Genomic DNA, 24370 nt, shown 5'->3' on the forward strand with positions numbered 1-24370 from the left:
CGGAAATAGACTCGCGGTCAGTGCCGGCGGAAGGTTTCGTCAGTGACCAGAGCGCATTCCGGTAGGAGCAGCGACGGTTCGCCCGGGAAGTCCCCGTGAGCGCGCCGCGGGTGCTGGTTGTCGGCGGCGGTATTGCTGGCCTTACCCTTGCGGCGGCGTTGCGGCGCAACGGGATCGAACCGACGGTCGTGGAACGGGTCGCCCGGTACGGCGACGTCGGATATGTGATCACGCTGTGGCCGATGGGCCGGCTGGTCATGAACCATCTCGAACTGGGTCGACGGTTCGACGAGCGCACCGTGCCAATCAACACGTACTCGACGCACGTCGACGGCGGCCGCGCACTGCGAACCTTCGACTTCCGCGGCCGCCTCGGCGACGCTGTCCCGCGCGCGCTCAAACGGTCCGAACTGATCGAGTTGCTCGGCTCCTATGGCGGAGGCACCGAGGTGCACATGGCACGCACCGTGGCCGCCATCGAGCAGGACGACCACCTCGTCGTCGTGACCTTCGATGACGGTGCGACCGCCGAATACGACGTGGTGGTCGGGGCCGACGGCATCGACTCGGGCGTGCGCAGACTCGTTGCGGGCGACGTGCCCATGCACCGCACCGAGTTGCGGCTGTGGACCTGGTGGACGTCGGGTGCAGGTGTCGCCACGGACGAGTCGCACGAGTTCTGGGGCAAGGCACGGTATTTCGGCTACAACCCGACCACCGGGCCGGTCGGCTGCGCGGCAGCGCTCCCGGCGTCGGGCGCCCCGGCGACCCCGAAGCAGCTCCGCGACCGCCTCGACGGCGTTGCGGGCCCGATGAATTGGATGATCGACGCACTCGCCGACATCGACGAGATCGGCGCCTTCGACCTCGACGATCTGCGAATGCCACACTGGCAGTACGGCCGGGTGGCGTTGCTCGGCGACGCGGCCGCCGCGTTTCTGCCGACGGCAGGGGTCGGGGCATCGATGGCGATGGAGTCGGCTCTCGTGCTGGCCGAGGAACTCTCGAAGGTGGATGCGGCGCGGGCACCCGATGCATTGCGGCACTATGTGCAACGGCGCCGCACCCGGGTCGACGCGGTGCAGAACCGATCGCGGTGGCTCATCCCGGTGATGCTGCGCCGCACCGGGTTCGGCACCGCGGTGCGCAACGTCCTACTGCGCGCGATGCCCGAGAACCTGGTGATCTCGGAGATCACGCGCTGGAATCCGCAACCTCGAGCTCACGGTCCGAGCTCTCCCGGATAACCGAAATACCGTACGGTCAGCGCCGACTCGCCTCGGCCGATGGATTTCGCCAGCACCCGGCTCGGCCCGACCTCCACCAGCCGCGCACACCCTAATCGAGTGAGCGTCTGGATCACGTCGGTCCAGCGCACCGGCGCGGTGAGTTGCCGCTCGGCCAGCTCGCGCCACCGCGCGGCGGTATACAGCCCCGCATCCACATTCGCGACCACCGCCGTGCCGGTCGCGCGGAATTCGACGCTGTCCAAGGCCGCACGCAGCTGCGGTGCCGCGGTTGCCATGAGCGGGGTATGAAATGCCCCGTCGACGCCGATCCGCACGACCTTGAGCCGGGACTCCCGCGCCGCCCGCGCTACCGCCTCGACTCCATCGACCGTGCCGGACACCACGACCTGCCGCGGGCCGTTCACGTTGGCCACCCACACCTGCGCACCTTCGGAACGCGCTGCGGCGGCGAACTCTTCGACGACCGCACCGCTCGCCCCGAGAATCGCCGCCATCGTCCCCGGCCGCTGCCCGGTGGCCGTCCGCATCGCCGCACCACGCGCCGCGACCAACCGCGCACCGGCGCGCGCCGATATCGCGCCCGCCGCCACCAACGCCGTGTACTCCCCGAGACTGTGCCCCGCGCACGCGTGCACCCGGCCGATCATGCGGTGCTCGATCAGATAGTCCAGCGCCATCAACGACATCGTGAATATCGACAATTGCGCCGAATCGGTGCTCCGCAAACGCTGTTCGCCCGCCCGCAATACCAGCTCGGCAATGTCGTAGCCGGTCCATTCGGACACTTCACCGACGATCCGCCACTGCGCCGTGTCGCGCCACCGCTCGCCCATGGCGGGCCGCTGCGCACCCTGGCCGGGAAAGATCACCGCACAGCCTGCGGACCGGGTATCGAGCACAGCACGAGCGTATCGGCCGCTGCGGCACCGGTATTCGGTCAGACGTTGAGATCGCTTCATCGAACGCACGATGATCCGGGCAGGTCACGTCGATACGCTCGCGGTAGCTCGAATCGCGAAGCCCGGTGTGCGACACCGGCCGCGGCACGGACAGCGCCTCGACGAGAGGAAACCGTGGACGAAACAGCAGTGACCACCCGCCCCGCGCCGGAGGACACCCGAGCCGCACTGGCGGCGTTGAGCTTCGAGCAGACGGTGCCGCGCGCGCTGGTGCATCGTGCCGCGGTGAACGAGGTGTTCCTCACCGACGGTGCGGCCATCGGCAAACGCGAATGGGCCGTCGCGGCCATGCTTCCCCGCAGTCACATGCTGTTCAACGACGGCGGCAACCCCGATCATCAGGACACGATCGCGATCATGGAGGTCACCCGGCAGGTGACCGAGTACGTGGCGCACCGGTTCGTCCATGTGCCGGACAACCAGTTCCTGGTCTTCCGCGACATGCGGATCGAGGTATTCGCGCCCGAACGATTACGGGCCGGGCCCGCGCCCGCGCGCGTGCTGACCATCGTCAATGCGCGCACCTCCGAGCGACTCGCGCAGCACCCGGTGAGCATCATCGTCGACGGCCACGAATGCGGGCGGGCCGGCGGGCGATGGCTGCCGTTGCCGCTGCACTACTACGAATACATTCGCGAGCGGGCACGGCAGAAGACCCTGGCCCGCGGCCCGGAACCGGCGCGCCCGGTCGACCCGTCGGCGATGCTCGCACCGGACCGAGTCGGCCGAGGCCAAACTCGAAATGTATTGCTCGCCAACGGCATCGCGACCGAGGACGGCACCACGACATTCCTGCTGGTCGTCGACCAGACCCATCCGGTGTTCTTCGACCATCCGATGGATCATGTTCCCGGCATGTTGATGCTCGAGGCGGGCAGACAGGCAAGTCTCGCGACGCTGTCCGAGCATCGGGGCACCGATCCACGCCGGTGCCTGATCGTCGGCTGCGAAGTCGACTTCGGCAATTTCTGTGAACCAGATCTGGTCACCGGCTGCCGTGCCGAGATCGTCGGCTCCGGCGATCCGGGCCCGAGTCTGCGGCACCGGGTGCACGTCACCTTCGAACAGGCGGGTGAGTCGCTGGGCGGCATCACCCTCGAGGTGCTCGACCAATCCGGCTCCGGCTGACGGGGGCACCAGGTGAGGACACCGGAACGAGTCGCGGTGGTCGGGGCCGGGGTCTCCGGTATCGCCGCCGCCCTGGCGCTGCACCGTGCGGGCCGCACCGTCGAGATACTGGAACGCGCGGATCGGATCGGTGGCCGCCTCGGCTTCGCCGACCTGGACGGCGGCGAGGTACTGCTCGGCGGCAAGAACATCGGGCGCGCCTACTCGCGATTTCGGGCCATGCTCGACTCGCTCGGCGGCACCGGCTACGAACCCTTCGGCATCAATACCTCGCGACTGGTCGCGGGCAGGCTCGTCAGTCTGGACAGCGACAACCGGGCCGAGACGCTGCACGGCATTCTGCGCATGTGCGACTGGCGGGATCTCAGCACCCTCGACGGCCTCGCCCGAAAAGTGCGGTCGGCGGACTCGGCCCGGTTCCTCGGCTCCGATCTCGCCAGGAAGCTCGGCCGCCACGACGATCGGCCGCTGTCCGAGCATTTCGGCAAGCGCACCACCGCCAACTTCTTGCGGCCGATCACAGTTCGCATGAACGGCGCGGAGCCGGACGAGGCATATTACGGCAACTTTCCCACCAATATGGGGATGCTGCTCGACAAGTTCGAGCAGCCGACGGTCGGGCTGTCCACCTTGCTCACCCGTATCACCGCGTTCGTCGAAATCCATTTCCGCACAACGGTTACCCGCATCACGCAGGGCGATGACGGCGTAGTTCTCGACCTCGCCGACGCGGCCGGTCGGCCGAGACAAGCGCGGTATGACGCCGTCGTCGTCGGCACGCCCGCCTACGCCGCTGCACCGCTACTCGCACCGCTGTCCGACCTGCTGCACTCGGTGCGGTACTTCCCGGCCACCGTCGCGGTCGTGCGATACGTGCACAACGTCTTCGCCGCCGATGTCCGCGCCATCGCACTCGACGGTCAGCCGTGCAGTAACGCGGGAAGCTACGGCAAGGAAACGAGAAACATTGTCCGATACACCTTCTCGGGCAGAGACGGCCGATTGACCGATCCCACCGAAACCGAGGTCTTGGACCTGGTCACCGACGCCGAACAACAGCTGCGCACGCACCTCGGCACCGCGCGACAACCGAGAACAGCCGCGGCGGTGCAGCATTGGCCGCAGGCCTACTGCGCCTACCTACCGCACTACAGCGACTTCCTGGACGCGCTCACCGCGGCAGCCGCCGCACTCCCCCGTGTCGCACTGGCGGGTGACTATCTACTCGGCACCTCGCTCGAGGCCTGCTGCCGCTCCGGCGAAAGCGCTGCCGCAGCGCTGCTTTCGGCGCCGCGGGGAGCCCTTCGGTGCGAATCCTGATCGTCGGCGGCGGGATCGCCGGGCTCACCCTCGCGGCCCGGCTGCGCCAGCGCGGGCTGCGCCCCACCGTGATCGACACCATCGGTAGCTACGGCCGCGCTGGAACGGCGATCACACTGTGGCCGACCGGCAGTCGCGTCCTGCACGGCCTCGGTCTGTGGAACTCCTTCATCGACACCAGCGTGCCGCTGTGGCGCTATGTCGTGCACGATCGGCACGGCGAGGTCCTGCGCACCTTCGATCTGGAGCGCCTCGAGGCGCGCAACGGGTTGCCGCGCGTCACCCCGCGCGCCGAGCTGCTTGCCGTGCTCGAGTCGGCGAACGGCGGCACCCCGGTCGATCTGGAGACCGAGGTGCAGCGGATGCGCCAGATCGGGTCCACCGTGCGGGTCCGGTTCGACGACGGCAGAGAACGCGATTTCGACCTGGTCGTCGGTGCGGACGGTCTGCGCTCGCGTACCAGGGAGCAAGCCGAACTCGACACCGCCGAACATCGGTTCGGCTGGCGGCTCTGGTGGTGGTGGGCCCAGCGCGGCGTCACCCCACCGGGCGAACTGCACGAAACGTGGGGGCTGCGGCGGATCATGTCCGCGTATCCGACCCAGGATCGGGTTGCCTGCTTCGTGGCGATCGCCGGCTCGTTCGGCGGCGCGAACCCCTCGGCGGGCACCGGGCAGTGGCCACCGAGCGACCCGCGCCGCACCGACGAAGGCTGGATTCTGCGCACCCTGCCCGACGCCGATCGCGTCGACTGGCTGGATCTGGTGGAAGTCACCGTCCCCCAGTGGATCAGGGGCCGGATCGTGCTGCTCGGGGACGCCGCCGCCGGACTGGTGCCGACCACGGGAATCGGCGCGTCGCTGGCGATGGAGTCGGCGGCGGTGCTCGACGACGAACTGGTGCGCGTCGACACCGCACACATCGACATCGCGTTGACCCGCTTCGCCCGGCGCCGCATGCCTCGCGTCGATGCCGAACAGCACCGGGCCAGGGTGTTCGGCGAGTTCATGATGCTGCAATCGCCGATCGCCCGGCACTGCCGCGACCTGGGACTGCGCTACTTCCCGACACCGGTCATCTGCCGCGAGCTCGACCGCTGGAACAACAGCCCGATCTGAAACGCACCAAGCCGAGGGAGCCCCCATGACAACGACGCAGCTGGACGATATCCCCGGACTCTTCCGGTGCGAGACGGTCTCGCGCACCGACGCCACCGCGCAGTTGCTCGCGCTGACCAAACAGCTGCGCGGCCGCGCCGACGACGACGTGTACACGGTGCATCAGCACGTCGACTGCCCGCCCGAGGTGCTCTACGACTACCTGCTCGATATCCGCAGCGTCGAGGAATTCACCTACAGCATGCGCAGTTTCCGGCCCGACGGTCCCGATGGCCGGTACGTGGGCGAGGACGCGACGGACCCGGCCACCAAGATCCATCTGCGCATCCACGGCAATGCCGAGGTCGGGACCGTCGACTACGAATCGGCGTTCGACCAGGGCGACGATCTGTGGATGGTGTTCTGCGGCCGCGTCCTGTCCGCCCGCCGGGTGCAGAACCGCAGCGGAGCGCTGGTGTCGTGGACGATCTGGCGCCATCCGTACTACGCCAAGAACCCGTACCCGCATTTGTCACCCCGGCGCGGCCGCGTCTGGCCCGGGTCGTTCTGGCCGCTCTTCCACGCCTGCGACGTGCTGGAACTGCGCAATATGCAACAGATTCTCGAGCATCGCCTGCGGGTAGGCTCGGCACCCGTCGGCGGGCGGTGAGCCGGCATGGCCGACGGCTACGGCACCGCGGCGGAGTTCTACGATATCGCCGGTCGCCCCTACTGGAAGCCGCGAACCAGCGCGTTGATCCAGGCGTTGGCCGCTGCGACACAGACGAATTCGCCGATCGTGGATATCGGCGCGGGCACCGGGCTCGTGGTCGAGATCGTCGGTGCCGCACTCACCGAAGTCCCGATCCTCGCGATCGAACCCTCGCCCGCTATGCGCGCCGCGCTCGCCAGTCGAGTACTGGCGAATCCAGCCCTCGCGCGACGAGTGACCATCCAAGCGACCACCCTCGCGGACACGACCCTGCCCGACCGGCTCGGTGGCGTGGTCGCGTGCGGCGTGCTCGGCTACTTCGCGCCGGACGAGCGGCGACAGCTGTGGCGCCTTCTCGCAGATCGTCTCGCGCCCGACTGCTGCGCGGTGGTGGATGCAGCGCCGTTTCCCGCGGATCGCCCGGTCCGGCCGATTCGAGTGGGCGTCGCGAGATTCGGTGCGCGACAACATGAGATCTGGCTTGCCTCTCGCCCGGTGGAGGGCCAGGGACGGATCGAATTGATCACGACGTGCCGGGTGCTACGGGACGGGCAGACCGTGCGCGAGTCGGTGAGCACCCAGCAGTGGTCGGCCCTGGATATGCGGACAATCGCCGCCGAAGCCACCGAGGCGGGACTGCGCTGCCGCCGCGCCGGATGGGACCTCGCAACCCTGTCCGCCGCCCCGGCGGCACCTCTCGATGCTCAGCGGAGCGCCGCGGCGACCTCCATCAAGCGTTGAGACAGGAGTGACCATTCGGCCGAGGAAACAGGGCCGTACCCAAGGATATCGTCGTCTCAGACGGATGGGTTCTCTCGGAACATCTTCCACCCCCGGTCAGCTTCCGCAGTGCCGACGCAAGGAGTGTCATGTCGAATCATACTGCGTCGGAGCCAGATTCGACCTTCTGGCACGGATTCACCAACATGCGCGGCTTCCGCAGGCGCGGCATCAGTATCGCCTCGGCCGAGGGCGTGTGGGTGGTGGACACCGAAGGCAACAGGTACCTCAACGCATTCGGCGGACTGTGCAATTTGAGCCTCGGCGGCGCGCACCCGGAGATCATCGCGGCGATCCGCGAGCAGGCGGGCAAGCTGCTGTACTTCCCCATCGAGCGCGCCACCCATCCGGCCGCCGACGAGTACGCCCGCCGACTCGCCAGGGTGACCCCGGAGGGCATGAACACCGTCTTCTACGCGACCACCGGCTCCGAGGCCAACGAAACCATCCTCAAGATGATGCGCCAGTACCAGCGGCTGCGTTTCGGCGAGGACACCACGAAACTCGGGGTGATCGCCCTGGACCGGGCTTATCACGGCGTCACCTACGGCGCGCTGAGTGCCACCGGCTCCGCATTCCGCCGGTTCCGGAAACAGTTCGAGCCACTGGCGCCGGGCTTCCACCACGCGCCGACGCCATACGCGTATCGCTGCGAATCTGGTTGCGCCGGAACGTGCTCGCTCGCGTGTGCCGATGCCGTCGCGACGATGGTCGAGCGGCTGGGTGCCGCGAACATCGCCGGCGTGCTCGTCGAACCCGCGCTCGGCGTCGGCGGTGCCATCGTACCGACGCGCGAATATCATGAGCGGCTGCGCGAGATCTGCGACAGCAACGACATCCTGCTCGCCTACGACGAGGTGATCACCGGTTTCGGCAGGCTCGGCGAGTGGTTCGGCGCCGACTACTTCGGTGTGCGACCGGATTTCATGGCGCTGTCCAAGGGCATCAACAGCGGCTACCTGCCGTTCGGAGCGGTCGTCGTGCATGACGCTGTGTACCGCGAATTCCTCTCGGCAGTAGACGGTTTCATCGCCACCGGGAGCACGACCAATGGCAACCCGCTGTGCTGCGCGTCGGCGCTGGCCACCCTCGACATCATGGAGCGCGACGGCATCGTCGACCAGGTGCGCCAGACCGGCAAGTACCTCTTCGACAAGTTCGAGAATCTGCGCGAGCACGCGATCGTCGGCGACATTCGCGGCGCGGGACTGCTGATGGGCATCGAGCTCGTCAAGGACCGCGCCACCAAAGAGCCTATCCCGCAACAGCAGTGGCAGGTGATCGAGGATCGCCTCGCGCTGAGCGGACTGATCATCGGCAGTCAGGGCGCGGAGGGGCTCGGCGGCACCATCGGCATCGTCCCGCCGCTCACCATCACCACCGAGGAGGTCGACGAGCTCTATCGACGCCTCGACGGCGTCTTCGCCCGCTATACCCGCCTCACCGCCAAAGGCTGAACCCGTTACCGCACAGAGCAACCCACCCATGTACACCGATCCGAGGAGGAACGCCGTGGGATCCATGCTGAGTTCGGAGGAACTCTCCGATATCGTCCGGAGCGCGGTCGCGCTGGCGCTCGCCGTCGAGCCGGACGAGGTGACGTCGGACAAACTGCTGATCCCGGAGCTCGGCGCGGAATCGATCGACTTCCTGGACATCACGTTCCGGCTCGAACAATTCCTGCCCATCTCCGTGCCGCGCGACGACCTCAACGAACAGGCCGAGGACGTGTTCGGCGCGGGCGCCGCGGTCGACACGCTGCGCAGGCTGACCCCGCTGGGCGCCTACCTGGTCCGGGAACGGCTGCTCGGCGTCGACCTGAGCAAGGTCGAGCCCGGGATGCGGGTCGAGGACGTCGCCGCGCTGTGGACCGTGCGGACCTGGAGTGGGCTGTGCCAGCGGCTGCTCGATACCATTCCGGAGAAGTGCCAGGTCTGTGGCGGCGGCCGAACCTTCGTGCGCAATGCGGACGGCGAGTTCCATGCCGAATGCGACAGTTGCGCAACCGAACTCACCGCGGTACCCGGAGACGAACTGAACCAGCAGTGGTTCGAGGAGATCCGGGAACTCGACGAGGTCGCGCGACTGGTCGAGCAGAGCCGCGCGCAAGCGGCGGAAGCCGAAGCCGCGACCGCCCAGGCGAGCGCACCCGCACCGGCCAGCGCCGTCGCGGAGTGACCGATGCTCGGCGAGGCGCAGACGCGACGGGTGGTCATCACCGCGGCGGAGATGGTGACGCCGCTCGGCTGGGATGCCGAGACGACCTTCCGCGGCTTCGTCGACGGTCGCTCCGGAGTTCGCACCATCGCCCGATTCGACGCTTCCGGCCTCGGCTCCCAGGTCGGGGCCGAGGTCGGTGACGGATTTCTCGCCGCGGCGGAGTCGGCAGGCTACCTGACCGGTGCCGAGGAGTTGGCGAGAACAGCGCCGCGTGCGGTACAGCTCGGGCTGGCCGCGGGTACCGCCACGAAACACCGGGCCCGGCTGACCGATACGCCTGCCGAGCGGTTCGGGGTGTGTGTCGGGACCTCCGGTCAGATGTACGACATCGACGCACTGGACGGCTTGCTCCGGAGCAGGGAATTCACCTCCGGCACAACGGGTCCCGGGCGCGAGTTCATCGGCCTGCTTGCCGCGCAACGCCACAGCATGCGCAAGAACGCCGCGGCCGCCGCGCTGGCGAATGTCTGCGGCGCGGCCGGGCCGACCATGACGGTGTCGGCGACCTGTGCCTCGGGTACCCAGGCGATCGGCGAGGCCACGCTCTGGATCCGGGAGGGCGACGCCGACGCGGTGCTGGCGGGTGGCTGCGATTCGCTGCTCACTTTCCTCGGTATCTCGTCGTTCGACCTGCTCACCGCGCTGGCAACCCGGTTCAACGACCGGCCGGCTGCGGCGAGCCGTCCGTTCGACCGCAGGCGATGCGGCTTCGTGATGGGCGAGGGCGCCGCCTTCGTCATGCTGGAGGAGCTCGAGCACGCGCTGCGGCGCGGTGCCGAACCGCTGGCCGAGGTGGCGGGGTACGGCGCATCCTGCGATGCCTACCGCATCACCGACAGCCCGCCGCACGGTGAGGGCGCCGTACTGGCGATGTCGGGCGCCCTCATCGACGGCGGGCTCCGGGCCGAGGACATCGACTACATCAGCGCACACGGCACCTCGACGCTGATCAACGATCGCGCCGAAACCCGAGCGGTGCACAAGGTTTTCGGCGACCGGGCCACCTCGATTCCGATCAGCTCGCAGAAGTCGATGATCGGCCACTCGATCGCCGCCGCAGGCGCCATCGAATGCGTCACCTGCCTGCACGTGCTCCGTACCGGGCTGGTGCCGCCGACCATCAACTACGAATTCCCGGACCCGGACTGTGATCTGGACTACGTGCCGAATATTAGTCGCGCGCAGCAGGTTCGGGTCGCGATGAGCAACTCGTTCGGGTTCGGCGGACAGAACGCGAGCATCGTGCTGCGCCAGTGGCCCGGCCGAGCGGACGGCAACGGTCATGGGTGAACGCGTGGTGGTCACCGGGGTCGGTGCGGTGTCGGCGCTCGGCAACGAGCCGCGCACCCAGTGGAACGCGCTGCTACGCGGGGCATCCGGCGTCGGCGCGCTGCACGGTCTCGCCGAGGACATCGACCTGGGCGAGAGCGCCGACCGGCCGCTGGCCGCCGGGCGGGTGCACGGGATCGACCCGCTCGACTGGATCAGCGATCGCAAGGCCGCCCGCGCCATGCGGCTGCACACGCACATGGCCTTCGCCGCGACCGGGCAGGCCATGACGTCGGCGAAGATCCATCGGGGCAACGTGGATGCCGACGCGACCGGAATCACGCTCGGGGTCACCATGATCGACTACGACATCGCCGACCTGGAGCTCGCCGCGCGGCGCTCGCTGCACGATCCGATCGGCTTCGACATCGAACGGTTCTGCCGGACCGGCTGGCGCGCCATCTCCCCCATGGTCTCGATCGTGATGCTCAACAATGCCACGCTCTGCCAGATCGCCATGCAGTACGGGCTGCACGGGCCGAACGCCTCGTTCAGCCCGTTCGGCGAGGCGGGCGGTCAAGCCATCGGTGCGGCGCTGCGCATGCTGCAAGAAGGCGACGCGCAGGTCATGCTCGCCGGCGGGGTCAGTCCCCGGCTGAATCTTTCGGCGCTGCAACGCTTTCTCTACCTCGGCATCGTCGCGCAGACCACTGATCCAGCCGCGGGATCGTGCAGGCCGTTCGATCGGGACCGCACCGGGACCGTGCCCGGCGAGGGCGCGGCCGTGCTGGTACTGGAGACACTCACGCACGCCAGGGACAGAGGGGCGCACATTCTCGCCGAGGTGCTCGGTCACGCTGCCGCCGTGGGTGTTCCGCCCGGCGGGGAACCGCACCCACCCCACGAGGCGATCGAACAGTCGCTCGCCGCGGCCCTCGACGATGCCGAGGTGACGCCGGACCGGCTCGCCGCTGTGTACGCCGACGCGCCCGGGCTGCCGTCCGGCGACGCGGTGGAGGCGGCCGCGATCAGCGCGGTTCTCGGCAGCCACGCCGCCAATTGCCCCGTGACGTCCACCAAGGGCGCCACCGGTCATCTGCTGGCCGCCGCGCTGCCGCTGCACAGCGTTTTCGCGGTGCACAGCCTGGTCGAACGGTACCTACCCGCGATCGCCAATCTTCGTCATCCCGAACCGGATTCGAGCCTCGACCTGGTACGCGGCGGTCCGCGACGCATCAGTACCGGAGACGCCGTCGCATGCCTCGGTGCCGGGTTCCGCGGACAGAGCGAGTGCGTCGTCTTCGGCGCGTTCGAGGCGAAGGGGGCCTGATGCGATTCCTGCTCTACGACCGCGTGCTCGAGGCGACCAAGGGCGAATCCATGGTCGCGGTGAAGCATGTGTCGCTCACCGAGGACCATCTGGGCGATGGCTACGCGGGCCGCAGGCTGCTCAGCGGTTCGCTGCTGCTGGAGTCGATGGCCCAGGTCGCGGGCTGGCTGGTCCATTTCAGCACCGACTTCACCGTGTCGGCCTTTCTGTGCCTCATCGATCGGGCGGAGATCGTCGGCGAGCTGCCGCCGGGGCGCGCGATGCGGGTCGAGGCCCGCATGCTCGGCCTGAGCAAACGCTGGGCGCAGCTCAGCTGCACCGCGTACGACGATGCCGCGCTCGTGGCGCGGATCGCGCGGCTGAACTACGTGTTGCAGGACATCCACGACCCAGCCGAGGTGGCGGCGGAGGAAAACCGGTTCCGGTACTACTCCGGCTGGCCGCTCGACCGGGTTCGTGCGGTACCGACCAGGCCGGTGAACCGGTGAACCGGGTGGTGGTGACCGGGCTCGGCGCGGTGACGCCGATCGGGCTCGGCTACCGCCGATTCTGGGACAACCTGGTCGCGGGGACCTCGGGTGAGGCACCGATCACCCTTTTCGATGCCTCTGCGCTGCCGACCCGGATCGCCGCCGAGGTCAGCGATTTCGAGGTCCATGACTACTGGGACGGTCCGTTCCCCGCCGAGCTCCGTGCCGACCGGCAGGCCCGTTTCGCGCTCGCGGCCTGCGCCATGGCCTGGGCCGACAGCGGCTTGACCCGGACAAGCCCGCCGATCGCGGCCGACCGGGTCGGCCTGGTGATCGGCGCGGGACTCGGCCTCGTCCGAATGGCCGACATCGCCGGACATCTCGACGACGACGGCCGGTTCCGGCTGCCCACTCCCCTGGCGGACCGGTCGACGATCGATCCGGTATCGCTGATCCGCGATCCGCAGGACTTGGTGATCGGGCTGCTTGCCGAGCATCTCGGGATCACCGGGCCGACCACGGTGATCACCTCGGCTTGCGCGGCGGGCGCGCACGCCATCGGTACCGCGTTCCGCCTGCTCCGGCGGGGCGGTCTCGATGTAGTGCTGTGCGGCGCAATGGATTCCATGATCAACCCGCTCGGCATGGCCGGGCTCGTCGCGCTCGGCGCACCGTCCACCGACAACCTGCCGGGCCGGACCGGCAGACCTTTCGACGCGACCCGAACAGGTTTCGTGGTCGGCGAGGGGGCGGGCATGGTCGTGCTGGAAACCGAGGCGCACGCCCGCCGCCGGTCCGCGCCGTGGTACGCGGAGGTCGCCGGGTTCGGCCGATCCCTCGATGCGCACCGGTTCACCGAACCGCATCCCGAGGGTGCGGGCGCCGCGCTGGCGATGCGCGCGGCCCTGGCCGACGCGCACGTGCGCCCGGACCGGGTCGGGCTGGTCAACGCCCACGGCACCGCGACCGTCCTCAACGACCGGGTGGAAACCATCGCTATCAAACAGGTCTTCGGCAGCGCCGCACCACAACTCACGGTCACCGCGAACAAATCGATGACGGGGCACCTCATCGCCGCATGCGGTGCCGTGGAGTTCATCAGCACCGTGCTGAGCGTGCGCACCGCCACCGTGCCGCCCACGGTGAACTATCGCCATCGCGACGCCGAATGCGATCTCGACTATGTGCCCGGCGAGGCGCGGCGGCTGCCGGTGGAAGTGGCACTGACCAACTCGTTCGGCCTCGGCGGACAGAACGGCAGCCTGGTGGTGCGCCGCGCCGACGACGACTCGACGGCACCAGTCTGAGGATGGGATCGGCGCATATGCACGTGTTGTTCGTGAACCCCGACGTGCGGGACAAGAGCGTGATCTACGGCAACCGCATGCTCAACCCGGTTCCGGTCAACCTCGGCTACCGCGCGGCCATGACCGCGGCCGAGCACCAGGTGACGGTGGTCGACGAGAATGCCACGCCCATCACCGATTTCGCTGCTTTTGCCGATGTCGACCTGGTGGCCGTCACGTCGAAGTTCTTCGGTGAACGCCGGACCGCCGAATTGGCGCACGGTTTCGGCGAACTGGGCACGCCGGTCGTCATCGATGGTTACTTCCCCAGCTACGCCCCCGAGGCGGAGCGGATCAACGTCTCCTCGATCATCCGCGGCGAGGTCGAGCAGGTGTGGCCGCAGGTGCTCGCGGACGCGGTCCGCGGCCGGCTGCGGCCCTGCTATCTCGGCGGGCCGGTCGATTTGGCGACGCTGCCGCAGTACGGTCCCGAGCACCTGCCGCCGCACGACTACGTTTTCCCGGTCGAGGCCACCAGGGGGTGTCCGTTCTCGTGCAATTTCTGCATCGAGACCCGGTTCCATCACGAGGTGTTCCGCACCCGGCCGATCGACCGGGTGCTCGCCCAGATCGAGGCGCGCACCGGCGATTTCGTGCAGTTCTCCGATATCAACATCGTCGGGAACCCGCGCTATGCGCGCACACTGTTCACTGAGCTGGAACCGCTGCGGGTGCTGTGGGGCAGTCAGGCGACGATCACCATCGCGCAGCGCGAGTCCTTGGCGCAAGCTGCCGGGCGCGCGGGCTGCATGCTCGTGTTCATCGGCCTGGAATCGGTGCGGCCGCAGAATCTGATCTCGTCGGACAAGAGCTGGAGCAGGCCGACCGACTACCGCAAGCTCATCGCTCGGCTGCACGATGCGGGGATCGGGGTGATCGGCTCGTTCGTGTTCGGTTTCGCGGGCGACACACCGGATGTGTTCGAACGAACCCTGGAGTTCGTTGTCGAGAACGAAATAGAGATCTGCCATTTCAATCCGCTCGGCAGTGGGCCGGGAGTGCCGCTGTACCAGGAACATCTGCGCGAAGGGCGCATGCTCGACCCCGGCCCCGGCGGACCCTCGCACCTGCGTGCCTGCGTCGCGCCGGTCGCGATGACCGTGGGACAACTGGTGGACGGCCTCGAATACCTCTACACCACTACCTATTCCCGTGCGGTGACCCGCCAGCGGTTGCGTCGCTACGTCGGTACCGACCCACTGCCCGGCCCGCAGCCCGCGGCGAAGAAACGGGCCGTCATCGGACTCAACCTGGCCTATCGGCAAGCCGTCGAACGTCTTTACGAGTCGCCTGTCGGTGCGGGCAGGTCCGGTGCCGCACCCGACATGGAGCGACGGCCATGACGGCCACCCCGGCATCCGTTCTGCTGCCTGCGATCTCGGGCGCGGCGGCTATGACGGTCGGCGTCGATATCGCCGCGGTCGCCAGGGTGCGCGCGATGCTCGCCGGGGGAAACAGGTTCGCCGAGCGAGTGTTCCGGCCCGCGGAGATTGCCTACTGCGCCGCATTCCGCGATCCGGCACCGCATTTCGCCGCTCGGTTCAGCGCCAAGGAAGCCACGTTGAAGGCGCTGCACGTCGGGCTCGGCCTGCCACCAGCGACCAGGCGCCTCCGCGATATCGAGGTCTGCCGGTCGACCGGCGCACCACAGCTACTGCTGCACAACCGCCTGTTGACGCGCGCACGGCGGCTCGGCATCACCGGTGCCGCACTGTCATTGAGTCACGACGGCGACTATGCCGTCGCCTACGTGCTACTCGCGGGGACCGAAGGAGTGCGCACATGAACCGACTTGCTGACTCCGTGGCCATGGTGACCGGGGCGGCGGGCGTCTTCGGGACGGCCATCGCCACCCGGTACGCCGAGGAAGGCGCGTCGCTTGTGCTCACCGATCTCGACGAGACCCGACTGCGGGCGACGGTGAAGGCGGTCGAAGCCGTTGCCGCCGTGCCGGTTACCGCGTTCGCCGCCGACCTTACCGAGCCCGCCGAAGTGAGCAAACTATTCGAGCATGCCGATGACACGTACGGCCGAATCGATGTACTGATCAACAACGCGGGCAGCGCACTACGCTCGCCGCTGGTCTTCCACACCGACACCGACTGGCACCGGATGCTGCGGGTCAATCTCGACACTGTCTTCTACTGCACCAGGCAGGCGGTACGCCGGATGCTGCCGCGCCGCGCCGGCCGGATCGTCAATGTCGCCTCGGCCCTCGGATTGACCGGCGGCGCCGACGAAGTCGCGTACGCGACGGCGAAGGCGGCGGTGATCGGCTTCACCCGCAGCGTCGCGCAGGAGGTCGGCAGGCGCGGCATCTGCGTCAACGCGATCTGCCCGACGCTGGCCGACAGCGGCGTCAGCCGGGAGTACTTCGGCGGCTTCGAGGTCGACATCCGCGCGGTCGCGGGTTATCTCGCCCGGCGCGCGGCGATGCCACGACCGATAGCACCGGACGATGTCGCCGATATGGCGGTCTTTCTCGGCGCACGAGAGAGTGCGTACCTCAATGGGCAGGCCATCCTGGTCGGCGGAGTGGGATAGGAGTATCCGTGCGGTTCCTCATGGTCGACGCGATCACCGAATTGGACGACGGACGCCGCGCCGTCGGCGTGAAGAATGCCGCGATGAGCGAGGACTACTTCGCCGATCACTTTCCCCAGCAGCCGATTCTGCCCGGCGTGCTGGTGTTGGAGGCGATGACGCAGCTGGCGCGCTGGCTGGTGATCACCGGCAGCGGCTTCCGCACCACCGTCGTGCTGAGCGCGGTGCAGCACAGCAAGTTCATCGACTTCGCCGTGCCGGGCGATCGGCTGACCGTCGAAGTGGACCACCTCGACGGCGGTGGGCCAGCCTTCCCGGCAAGGGAACTCGATTTTCGCGGTACCGCGCAGGCGCACGGACGCAAGATCGCCACCGCTACCTTCCGTTGCCGCAGCTACCCGCTCGCAGAGTTCGAGGATCCCGAACATACCCGTCGGCATTATCAAGTGCTGCGGCTGAACGGTTCGAAGGTGCGCGGGAAATGAAGCGCCGCGTCGTAGTCGTCGGTGCGGGGATCCTGTCCTGTCTCGGTGCCGACTATCGCGTGCAGTGGCAGCGAATTCTGGCCGCCGAGACCGGATTACGGCGGCGAGACAGCGACAGTGCCGCGCAGCTCGGATATTTCGGCGCTGTCGACGATGCCGTGCATCCCGTCGGGTCGGCCGATCGCAAGCATCTCAAGCGACTGACCAGAGCATCGCGGCTCGGCGTGTTCGCGGCCGACCTGGCGGTCGCCGACGCGGGTCCGGTCTTCCGCGCTGCGGCGGCACCGCGACGCGGAATCTACATCGGCTCCAACGAAAACGAGGACGAGCAGAACTATCTCGAACGGTTCGCCCCAGTTCTGGCCACCGCCCGTCGAACCGACGGCAGTCTCGATTACGCCCAACTCGGCCATGCGGCGCTGCGCCGGGCGAAACCCGACTTCCTGCTGTCCGGGCTGCCCAACGCGGCACTGTGCCAGATCACCATCCGGCACGAGATCTGCGGCGCCAACAGCACATTGGTCGATGGCTCGGCCATGGGTCTGTGCGCGGTCGGCCGGGCCTTCCGCGCCGTGCGCGACGGGCGCGTGGACGTCGCGGTCTGCGGCGGAACCGATGCGGGCGCCGACGAATTCGCGCGCCTGGCGCTGCGCGAGTTCGGGTTGACCTCGTCCTGCGTGAACGGAGTGCGCTCGGTCCGGCCCTACGACCGGTTCCGCGACGGATACATCTGCGCCGAGGGGGCCGCCGCGCTCGTCCTCGCCGAACTCGACCTGGCCAGGGCCAACGACGCGCACGTGCTGGCCGAGGTCGTCGGTTTCGGGGCGGCCACCGATCGAGGCAAGCCGCTGTCCCCCGATCCCGGCGGCAGCGGCGTGCGCGGCGCGATCGCGCGCGCCATCACCGACGCCGACATCGATGCCGGCCAGGTCGGCTATGTGTACGGGCACGGCGACGCCACCGCGGACGGCGATCGCTCCGAGTTACACGGCATCGCGGAAACCCTGGCGCGCCACCGGCGGGTGCGGCTCACCGGCACCAAGCCCGCCACCGGTCACATGGGCCCGGCCACCGATGTCGCTGAGGTGGCCTTCGCCTGTCTGAGCGTGCGCGACGGCGTCATCCCGCCGACGCTCAACCTGGACAAGGTCGACACTGCCGCCCGCAGGGTCGACGTCGTCGCGGACCGGCCGTGCGCACTCGACGCGCGATACGCGGTCACGCTCAGCCGGAACGTGGACGGCCCTGAGGTCGCCGCGCTGGTGCTCGGCGCACCACGAAAAGAAGAGAGGTGGGGTGCATGACAGCGGATCTGGCCGGACGCACCGTCCTGGTCACGGGCGGTTCCCGGGGCATCGGCCGAGCCATCGCGCTGGAGTTCGCCGACCGCGGCTCGGACGTGATCCTGACCTACTGGCGTCGGCGCTCCGCCGCGCGCGAGGTGGTCACGGAGATCGAACGTAAAGGCAGGCGTGCACTCGCGCTGCGGGTCGACGTGGGCGAAAGCGACCAGCTGAAGCGGCTTTTCGGCGAGGTGGCCGACCAGTGGGGCGGGTTGGACTTCTACGTCAACAATGCCGCGTCGGCCATCATGAAGCCGTTGTTCGCGCTGGAGACCCCGCACTGGCGCTACACCCTCGACACGAATGTCACCGCGGCGTTGTTCGGCTGCCGGGCGGCCTATGAGCTCATGCCGGGGGGCCGCGGCGCGATCGTGCTGTTGTCGAGCATGGGCGGCCGTCGCTATCTACCCAGCTACGGCGGTCTCGGCGTGTGCAAGGCGGCGATCGAGTCGATGGGCCGGTACCTGGCCGTCGAGCTCGCGCCCGGGGTCAACGTCAACACCGTCTGCGGTGGGCTCATCGAGACCGAGTCGGTGCGCGCACTGGCGGGCGCACCGGAGTGGATGCGGCAGGTGGCCGAGGCCGCTCCGATGCGGCGGATCGGGCGGCCCGAGGACCTCGCCAAGGTGGTCGCGTTCCTCTGCACCGACGACGCGGGCTGGATCCGCGGCCAGACCATCGTGGTCGACGGCGGCGCCTCGCTGACGTCCGGATAACCAACAAGTAGGAGACGCTCCCGTGCGCACCGTGATCGAGGAAACCCGGGAAATCTACGACCTGACGCATCGTCAGATCACCCTCACCCCGGCCGGTCAGGCCATGATGGCCTACCTCTGGCGGGACTGGGGCGGCTATCTCGGCCAGCTGAGCTGGACCACCGGAACCCAGCTGCGCGAGTTGACCCGTGCCACCGCGCTCGCGCCAGGAAAGGCCGGCCTCGATCTGTGTTGCGGCACCGGCGGCATCGCCCGCTATCTGGCCGCGACCACCGGCTGTGCGATGACCGGCCTCGACTACTCCGCGCCCGCGATCGATATCGCGCGGCACAGCGCGGCCGAACTCGATCCGCCGATCCGGTTCGAACACGGCGACGCCCGCGACCTGCCTTATCCCACCGCGACATTCGACGCGGTGGTGAGCGTGGACAGCCTCGTCATCGTGCCGGATCGGCATCGGGTCGTCGCCGAATGCGCGAGAGTGCTGAAACCCGGTGGCCGCCTGGTCTTCACCGACGAGGTATTGACCGGCCCGCTCCCGCGCGATGCGGATACGTTGCGCGCTCTATCCGTCTACGGCCGCCTGTTCCCGCAGACGCCGTCCGGATACCGGCGGCTGCTGGCGCACGCGGGCTTCGCCGACATCGATATCCACGACAGCACAGCGATGTTCGTCGCGATCAACCGGCGGTGGGCCGAGTCGTATCGACTCTTCGCGCCGCAAGGGCGAGAAGTGCTCGGCGACAAGCTCTTCGACGACGGGCTCGCCTTTTTCGAGACGCTCGCGGACCAGGGCGCGGCGGGCAGACTCGGGCAGGTCCGGGTGTACGCGACCAAACGGCCCGGCTGAGCGATGTTCCACGCCGGCCGCGAGCACCGCGCGACGACGATTCCGGTCGCGCCGACACTCGCTGTGCTGCGGGGCGTGTCGAAGACCTTCGGTTGCGGCGACACCGCCGTGCACGCGCTCGCGGAGTTCGACTTGACCATCGCCGCCGGTGAACTGCTCGTGGTCCTCGGCCCTTCGGGATCGGGTAAGACCACCCTCCTGAACGTGCTCGGCGGCATCGAAGCGCCGACCACGGGAGAGATCAGCATCGACGGGCGTTCACTCGCCGGCCTCGATGCCAACGGGGTGTCGGCGCTGCGCCGGGAATCGCTCAGCTTCGTCTACCAGTTCTTCAACCTCGTGCCGACTCTCACCGCCTACGAAAACATCGCGGTACTGGCCGAATTGACCGGCGGTTCGGTCCGGCGCCGGGTCGGCGAGGTACTCGCGCAGGTCGGACTGGCCGAGTGTGCGGACCGCTTCCCGGCCCAGCTGTCGGGCGGCCAGCAGCAGCGGGTGGCGATCGCGCGGGCGCTGGTGAATCGGCCGCGACTGCTGCTGTGCGACGAGCCCACCGGCGCACTGGATCTGGACACCGGGCGCAGCGTGCTCACCCTCCTGCAAGATCTGTGCCAGCGCGACCGGCATGCCGTCGTGCTCGTCACGCACAACCAGGCCATCACCGCCATCGCCGACCGGGTGCTGCGCATGCGCTCCGGTCATATCGTGGCCGCCGTGCGCCAGGACGCGCCGACGCCCGCGAGCGAGGTCTCGTGGTGAATCGGCATCCGACGCTGCGCCGTAAACTCTTGCGCGACATCCGTACCCAGTGGTCCCAATTCGCCGCGCAGGTGACCATCATCGTGCTGGGGGTGGCGCTGTTCACCGCGTCCTATGGCGCGTACCGGAACCTGACGGCCTCCTACGACGGGACGTTCGAGGCGGAGCGATTCGCCCACGTCTGGGTCACCGGTGGCGATTCGGCGGCCATAGCCTCCGGCGCACGCACCCTGCCGGGCATCGCGGACGTCGTCGTGCGCAGGCAGGCCGAACTGCCGCTGCGGGTCGGCGCGGACAAGCTGCGCGGCCGGATCATCGGCCTGCCTGCGGATCGGCCGCCCACCGTCAACGCGCCGACGATACTGTCCGGCCACTATCCGACGGCGAACGAAGTGCTGGTCGAACACCACATGGCCGGGCACTTCGGATTAGCAACCGGCGCAACGCTGTCGATGCTCGGGACGCATGGCTGGCGCGAGGTTTCGGTAGCGGGTGTGGCGTCCTCGGCGGAGTACCTCTGGCCCGCGCGCAGCCGCCAAGAGATGTTCCCCGTGCCCGACAACTTCGGGGTGATCTTCGCGACCGAGCCGATGCCGGCCACCGGCGTGACCGAACAAGTCCTGATCCGCTTCACCGGAACACCGAGCCCGGCTTCGCTCGACCGGATTCGGAGCATGGCGAGCAGCCTCGGCGCGACGGAAGTGCTGAGCCGCGCCGAACAGCCGTCGAACTGGTTGTTGCGCATGGATATCGACGCCTTCGGTGAACTCGCCTATCTGTTCCCGCTGCTGTTCCTCAGCGTCGCCGGACTGGTGGCCTATGTCCTGTTGAACCGGCGGGTCCAGGCCGAGCGTCCGGTGATCGGCGTGCTGCTGGCAGGCGGGATGGACCGACGGACGATCCTCTGGCATTACCTGCAATTCGGCATCGTGGCGGGGTCGACCGGGTCGCTCGGCGGAATCATGCTCGGGCTGGCCGGATCCGGCGCACTGAGCCGGGTCTATCTCCGGGCGATCGGCCTGCCGGAATCGGCGGCGGTCGTCGAAGTTCTGCCGATCACCATTCTCGGTGGGCTGGTCTTCGGCATCGCGGCGGGCGCGCTCGGCGCACTGGCACCCGCCGTGCTCGCGTTTCGTACGCCGCCCGCCACCGCGATGCGCGGGTCCGCGCCGCTCGGTCCTGGCCGAATCAGCCTGCCCGAGCGCCTTTTTCCGGTACTCCGACGGCTGCCCGCACGCTGGCTACTGGTGCTGCGCAATATCGGCCGCAGTCCGCGGCGGACCTGGAGCACCGTGCTCGGCACCGCCCTGTCACTGCTGGTCGTACTCACCTCGTGGACGATGCTCGACACCATGGCCGCTGCGTTGGACGTGTCGTTCCGTCAGGTGCAAACCGCCGACGCGCGAGTCGATTTCACCGGCCCGGTCGATCAGCGCAAGCTGACCGAGTTGACCGGCGCCGAGGGTGTGGTGGCCGCCGAACCCATGGTGCGGCTGCCGATCATCCTCACCGCAGACGGTGATACGTATTCGACCGCGCTCATCGCATTGCCCCGCGACACCACGATGCACGGGCTCCGACCCGTACCCGGCTCCCCAGCCTCCCTGTCCGACGACGGCATCCTCATCGGCAAAGGGGTCCGGCACCTACTGCGAGTCGGCCCCGGCGACACCGTCGCAGTGAAAGTGCCCGGCGTGCAGGATGTTCGGGTACCGATCGCCGGGGTACTCGATGAACCGATCGGCGCCTTCGCCTACCTGTCCATCGAACAACTCGACGCGCTGGCAGGGGCGCCGGTGCCGGTCGACTCGGCGCTGCTGCGACTGGCGCCGGGCGCCGATCCCGAGCAGATCCGGCGCGAATTGTCCGGCCGCGCAGGTATCGCAGCGTACGAGGATCTGGACGCGCTGAACCGGCTGATCGATCGGTACGCCGGATTCTTCTTCGTGTTCATCGGGGTGATGCTCGGGCTGGGCGGGGTGCTGGCCTTCGCGATCATCTTCACCACGATGTCGATCAATATCGTCGAGCGGCGCCGCGAGGTCGGCGTGCTGCGGGCGGGCGGCATGCCACCGGGGATGCTGGCACGGCTGATCACCGGAGAGAACCTGCTGATGACGCTGCTCGGTATCGCGCCGGGTCTGGTGCTCGGCGTACTCGGCGGCCACAGCTTCCTGTCCACTTATTCCAACGATCAGTTCCAGCTGGAGCTGGTCGTCCGGCCGAGCACGCTGGGTGTCGCGGCGCTCGCGATCCTGGCTGTCGCGACCGTGTCGCTGCTACCGGGACTGCGTGCCGTTCATGGCCTCGACCTCGCCGCGATCATTCGCGAACGCTCCGATTGAGCCGCCAGGGAGGTGCGCTGATGAACCACTCCGCCTTCGTCACCGGCGGCAATCGCGGTATCGGACTCGCCATCGCCCGCGAGCTCGCACGCACCGGCAAACCGGTGGCCGTGACCGTCCGCAAGGGTACGCCACCCGACGGATTGTTCGGTGTGCCTTGTGATGTCACCGACGCACGGCAGGTCGACACGGCGTTCACCACCATCGAACAGGAACTCGGGCCGGTCGACGTCCTCGTCGCGAACGCGGGCATCACCAGGGACATTCTGCTGGCGGCGATGACCGAGGACGAGTTCGCCGCCGTGGTCGACACCAACCTGGTCGGCACGTTCCGGGTGATCAACCGGGCTGCCCGCACCATGATCCGGCAGCGTCGCGGCCGGATCATCCTGGTGTCCTCGGTGACGGCGCTGCTCGGCTCGGCGGGTCAGACGAACTACGCCGCGTCCAAGGCGGGCATGATCGGCCTGGCGCGCTCGCTCGTGCGCGAACTCGGCGCCCGCAACATCACCGTCAACGTGGTCGCTCCCGGCTTCGTGGACACCGATATGACGGCCGCGCTGACGCCGCAGTGGCGAGCCGAGGTCACCAGGAAGATCCCGCTCGGGCGGATCGCCGGTGCCGACGAGATCGCGCGGGTGGTGGCCTTTCTCGCCGGCGACGACGCGGGCTACATCACCGGCGCGGTGATCCCGGTGGACGGCGGGCTCGGGATGGGCCACTGACGACCTCGGGGCCACCCGTTGACCTGCTGTGGTGCCAGAACTCTGCCGTTGCCCGTGCTGTCGTCGAGCAGCGCGATCAATCCGGTCTCGTAGGCCACCGCGACGGCCTGTCCGCGCGTCGCCACCGCCAGTTTTTGCAGCACGTGATGCACGTGACTGCGCACGGTGGTCGCCGAAACCGAAAGCTGACGGGCGATTTCGGCGTTGGAGCGGCCGTGCGCGAGCAGGCCGAGGACCTCGGCCTCGCGCCGGGTCAGGCTCCCGGCCACCTGGATATCGAGGTTACGGCTGACGCTGGAGGCCACCACATGATCGAGGCCACCGATGATCTGGGGCGGAACCACCAGTCGATTGCCCACCGCGACCACCCGGATGGCACAGAGCAATTCGAACGGCGAGCAGCCCGACGACAGTAAGGCGCGTACGCCCGCCCGAACCAGTTTGACGGCGCGAGCCACGTCCTCCTCGGTCATCACCATGATGACCTTCGCGGCCGCGACGATTTCGGCGAGGCGGTGTTTTCCCTCGACCGCGCCGACGAGCAATACGACATCGGGTGCGTGCGCTTTGATGGCGCCGAGCAGACTGTGCCCACCGGCCACGTCGTCGACGACATCGATATCTGGCTCACGATCGAGTTGGACGCGCAGACCCGACCGCATCAGGGCACTGTCCGCACAGACCACCAGGCGAATTGTCACCGGTCTGTGCGCCGTCATGCC

General features: G+C 68.4%; 24 protein-coding genes. 22 read left to right on the forward strand and 2 right to left on the reverse strand.

Annotated features, from left to right (window positions below):
* The first annotated feature begins 95 nt into the window (after nucleotides 1-95).
* The gene (locus tag DMB37_RS02525; RefSeq protein ID WP_135231258.1) at nucleotides 96-1247 is read left to right on the forward strand and encodes an NAD(P)/FAD-dependent oxidoreductase; all 1152 of its coding nucleotides are present in this window, start codon (nucleotides 96-98) and stop codon (nucleotides 1245-1247) included.
* Here the strand turns inward: DMB37_RS02525 and DMB37_RS02530 are convergent.
* The gene (locus DMB37_RS02530; protein ID WP_167768691.1) at nucleotides 1223-2149 is read right to left on the reverse strand and encodes an ACP S-malonyltransferase; all 927 of its coding nucleotides are present in this window, start codon (nucleotides 2147-2149) and stop codon (nucleotides 1223-1225) included. The genes DMB37_RS02525 and DMB37_RS02530 overlap by 25 nt on opposite strands.
* 174 nt (nucleotides 2150-2323) lie before the next feature.
* Here DMB37_RS02530 and DMB37_RS02535 point away from each other — a divergent pair, with 174 nt between their 5' ends.
* The 21 genes from DMB37_RS02535 to fabG all read left to right on the forward strand — a co-directional run bounded on the left by DMB37_RS02535 (nucleotide 2324) and on the right by fabG (nucleotide 23648).
* Nucleotides 2324-3337, forward strand: a complete 1014-nt coding sequence (locus DMB37_RS02535) for an AfsA-related hotdog domain-containing protein (protein WP_167768692.1) — start codon at nucleotides 2324-2326, stop codon at nucleotides 3335-3337.
* Between the two features lie 12 nt (nucleotides 3338-3349).
* Entirely contained in the window at nucleotides 3350-4657 is a 1308-nt protein-coding gene (locus DMB37_RS02540; RefSeq protein ID WP_135231261.1) for an FAD-dependent oxidoreductase, read from the forward strand.
* Complete coding sequence (locus DMB37_RS02545) at nucleotides 4645-5775, forward strand: NAD(P)/FAD-dependent oxidoreductase (protein WP_167768693.1); 1131 nt, start codon at nucleotides 4645-4647, stop codon at nucleotides 5773-5775. Before DMB37_RS02540 ends, DMB37_RS02545 begins: the two co-directional genes overlap by 13 nt.
* 25 nt (nucleotides 5776-5800) lie before the next feature.
* Nucleotides 5801-6424: an SRPBCC family protein gene (locus DMB37_RS02550; protein WP_135231263.1), complete on the forward strand. Its 624-nt coding sequence runs from the start codon at nucleotides 5801-5803 to the stop codon at nucleotides 6422-6424.
* Between the two features lie 6 nt (nucleotides 6425-6430).
* Nucleotides 6431-7207, forward strand: coding sequence for a class I SAM-dependent methyltransferase (locus DMB37_RS02555; RefSeq protein ID WP_135231264.1), 777 nt, complete (start codon nucleotides 6431-6433; stop codon nucleotides 7205-7207).
* 128 nt (nucleotides 7208-7335) lie between these two features.
* Complete coding sequence (locus tag DMB37_RS02560; RefSeq protein ID WP_135231265.1) at nucleotides 7336-8703, forward strand: aspartate aminotransferase family protein; 1368 nt, start codon at nucleotides 7336-7338, stop codon at nucleotides 8701-8703.
* A 64-nt stretch (nucleotides 8704-8767) separates the two neighbouring features.
* A complete protein-coding gene (locus tag DMB37_RS02565; RefSeq protein ID WP_240772476.1) occupies nucleotides 8768-9424 on the forward strand; it encodes an acyl carrier protein in 657 nt (218 codons plus the stop codon).
* 3 nt (nucleotides 9425-9427) lie between these two features.
* Nucleotides 9428-10756, forward strand: coding sequence for a beta-ketoacyl synthase (locus tag DMB37_RS02570; protein WP_135231267.1), 1329 nt, complete (start codon nucleotides 9428-9430; stop codon nucleotides 10754-10756).
* Entirely contained in the window at nucleotides 10749-12065 is a 1317-nt protein-coding gene (locus tag DMB37_RS02575; protein WP_135231268.1) for a beta-ketoacyl synthase, read from the forward strand. The genes DMB37_RS02570 and DMB37_RS02575 overlap by 8 nt, the downstream gene beginning before the upstream one ends.
* Nucleotides 12065-12553 (forward strand): hypothetical protein, encoded by a 489-nt coding sequence (locus tag DMB37_RS02580; RefSeq protein ID WP_167768695.1) that lies wholly within the window; start codon nucleotides 12065-12067, stop codon nucleotides 12551-12553. Before DMB37_RS02575 ends, DMB37_RS02580 begins: the two co-directional genes overlap by 1 nt.
* Nucleotides 12550-13842, forward strand: coding sequence for a beta-ketoacyl synthase (locus DMB37_RS02585; protein ID WP_135231270.1), 1293 nt, complete (start codon nucleotides 12550-12552; stop codon nucleotides 13840-13842). Before DMB37_RS02580 ends, DMB37_RS02585 begins: the two co-directional genes overlap by 4 nt.
* A 17-nt stretch (nucleotides 13843-13859) precedes the next feature.
* A complete protein-coding gene (locus DMB37_RS02590; protein WP_167768696.1) occupies nucleotides 13860-15224 on the forward strand; it encodes a radical SAM protein in 1365 nt (454 codons plus the stop codon).
* Nucleotides 15221-15667, forward strand: a complete 447-nt coding sequence (acpS, locus tag DMB37_RS02595) for a holo-ACP synthase (RefSeq protein ID WP_206055164.1) — start codon at nucleotides 15221-15223, stop codon at nucleotides 15665-15667. Before DMB37_RS02590 ends, acpS begins: the two co-directional genes overlap by 4 nt.
* Nucleotides 15664-16425: an SDR family NAD(P)-dependent oxidoreductase gene (locus DMB37_RS02600; protein WP_135231272.1), complete on the forward strand. Its 762-nt coding sequence runs from the start codon at nucleotides 15664-15666 to the stop codon at nucleotides 16423-16425. The genes acpS and DMB37_RS02600 overlap by 4 nt, the downstream gene beginning before the upstream one ends.
* Before the next feature lie 8 nt (nucleotides 16426-16433).
* Entirely contained in the window at nucleotides 16434-16910 is a 477-nt protein-coding gene (locus DMB37_RS02605) for a 3-hydroxyacyl-ACP dehydratase FabZ family protein (protein WP_135231273.1), read from the forward strand.
* Nucleotides 16907-18214: a beta-ketoacyl synthase gene (locus tag DMB37_RS02610; RefSeq protein WP_135231274.1), complete on the forward strand. Its 1308-nt coding sequence runs from the start codon at nucleotides 16907-16909 to the stop codon at nucleotides 18212-18214. The genes DMB37_RS02605 and DMB37_RS02610 overlap by 4 nt, the downstream gene beginning before the upstream one ends.
* Complete coding sequence (locus DMB37_RS02615; protein ID WP_135231275.1) at nucleotides 18211-18969, forward strand: SDR family oxidoreductase; 759 nt, start codon at nucleotides 18211-18213, stop codon at nucleotides 18967-18969. The genes DMB37_RS02610 and DMB37_RS02615 overlap by 4 nt, the downstream gene beginning before the upstream one ends.
* Before the next feature lie 22 nt (nucleotides 18970-18991).
* Nucleotides 18992-19819 (forward strand): class I SAM-dependent methyltransferase, encoded by an 828-nt coding sequence (locus DMB37_RS02620; RefSeq protein WP_135231276.1) that lies wholly within the window; start codon nucleotides 18992-18994, stop codon nucleotides 19817-19819.
* 3 nt (nucleotides 19820-19822) lie between these two features.
* Entirely contained in the window at nucleotides 19823-20578 is a 756-nt protein-coding gene (locus DMB37_RS02625; protein WP_135231277.1) for an ABC transporter ATP-binding protein, read from the forward strand.
* Nucleotides 20575-22923 carry an ABC transporter permease gene (locus tag DMB37_RS02630; RefSeq protein ID WP_135231278.1) on the forward strand — a complete coding sequence of 783 codons (2349 nt, stop codon included), beginning with the start codon at nucleotides 20575-20577 and terminating at the stop codon, nucleotides 22921-22923. Before DMB37_RS02625 ends, DMB37_RS02630 begins: the two co-directional genes overlap by 4 nt.
* 20 nt (nucleotides 22924-22943) lie before the next feature.
* Entirely contained in the window at nucleotides 22944-23648 is a 705-nt protein-coding gene (gene fabG, locus DMB37_RS02635) for a 3-oxoacyl-ACP reductase FabG (protein ID WP_135231279.1), read from the forward strand.
* Here the strand turns inward: fabG and DMB37_RS02640 are convergent.
* Complete coding sequence (locus DMB37_RS02640; RefSeq protein WP_135231280.1) at nucleotides 23594-24367, reverse strand: response regulator transcription factor; 774 nt, start codon at nucleotides 24365-24367, stop codon at nucleotides 23594-23596. The two genes, fabG and DMB37_RS02640, sit on opposite strands and share 55 nt — an antisense overlap.
* Between the last annotated feature and the right edge of the window lie 3 nt (nucleotides 24368-24370).

The sequence above is a fragment of the Nocardia sp. CS682 genome (genome assembly GCF_004634405.1).
Taxonomy (GTDB): domain Bacteria; phylum Actinomycetota; class Actinomycetes; order Mycobacteriales; family Mycobacteriaceae; genus Nocardia; species Nocardia ninae.

Bases quoted from the DNA above. Each gene is read 5' to 3' on its own strand.
- DMB37_RS02550 (WP_135231263.1), top strand. From the start codon at position 5,801: ATGACAACGACGCAGCTGGACGATATCCCCGGACTCTTCCGGTGCGAG.
- DMB37_RS02555 (WP_135231264.1), top strand. From the start codon at position 6,431: ATGGCCGACGGCTACGGCACCGCGGCGGAGTTCTACGATATCGCCGGT.
- DMB37_RS02560 (WP_135231265.1), top strand. From the start codon at position 7,336: ATGTCGAATCATACTGCGTCGGAGCCAGATTCGACCTTCTGGCACGGA.
- DMB37_RS02565 (WP_240772476.1), top strand. From the start codon at position 8,768: ATGCTGAGTTCGGAGGAACTCTCCGATATCGTCCGGAGCGCGGTCGCG.
- DMB37_RS02570 (WP_135231267.1), top strand. From the start codon at position 9,428: ATGCTCGGCGAGGCGCAGACGCGACGGGTGGTCATCACCGCGGCGGAG.
- DMB37_RS02575 (WP_135231268.1), top strand. From the start codon at position 10,749: ATGGGTGAACGCGTGGTGGTCACCGGGGTCGGTGCGGTGTCGGCGCTC.
- DMB37_RS02580 (WP_167768695.1), top strand. From the start codon at position 12,065: ATGCGATTCCTGCTCTACGACCGCGTGCTCGAGGCGACCAAGGGCGAA.
- DMB37_RS02590 (WP_167768696.1), top strand. From the start codon at position 13,860: ATGCACGTGTTGTTCGTGAACCCCGACGTGCGGGACAAGAGCGTGATC.
- acpS (WP_206055164.1), top strand. From the start codon at position 15,221: ATGACGGCCACCCCGGCATCCGTTCTGCTGCCTGCGATCTCGGGCGCG.
- DMB37_RS02600 (WP_135231272.1), top strand. From the start codon at position 15,664: ATGAACCGACTTGCTGACTCCGTGGCCATGGTGACCGGGGCGGCGGGC.
- DMB37_RS02610 (WP_135231274.1), top strand. From the start codon at position 16,907: ATGAAGCGCCGCGTCGTAGTCGTCGGTGCGGGGATCCTGTCCTGTCTC.
- DMB37_RS02615 (WP_135231275.1), top strand. From the start codon at position 18,211: ATGACAGCGGATCTGGCCGGACGCACCGTCCTGGTCACGGGCGGTTCC.
- DMB37_RS02625 (WP_135231277.1), top strand. From the start codon at position 19,823: ATGTTCCACGCCGGCCGCGAGCACCGCGCGACGACGATTCCGGTCGCG.
- fabG (WP_135231279.1), top strand. From the start codon at position 22,944: ATGAACCACTCCGCCTTCGTCACCGGCGGCAATCGCGGTATCGGACTC.
- DMB37_RS02640 (WP_135231280.1), bottom strand. From the start codon at position 24,367: ATGACGGCGCACAGACCGGTGACAATTCGCCTGGTGGTCTGTGCGGAC.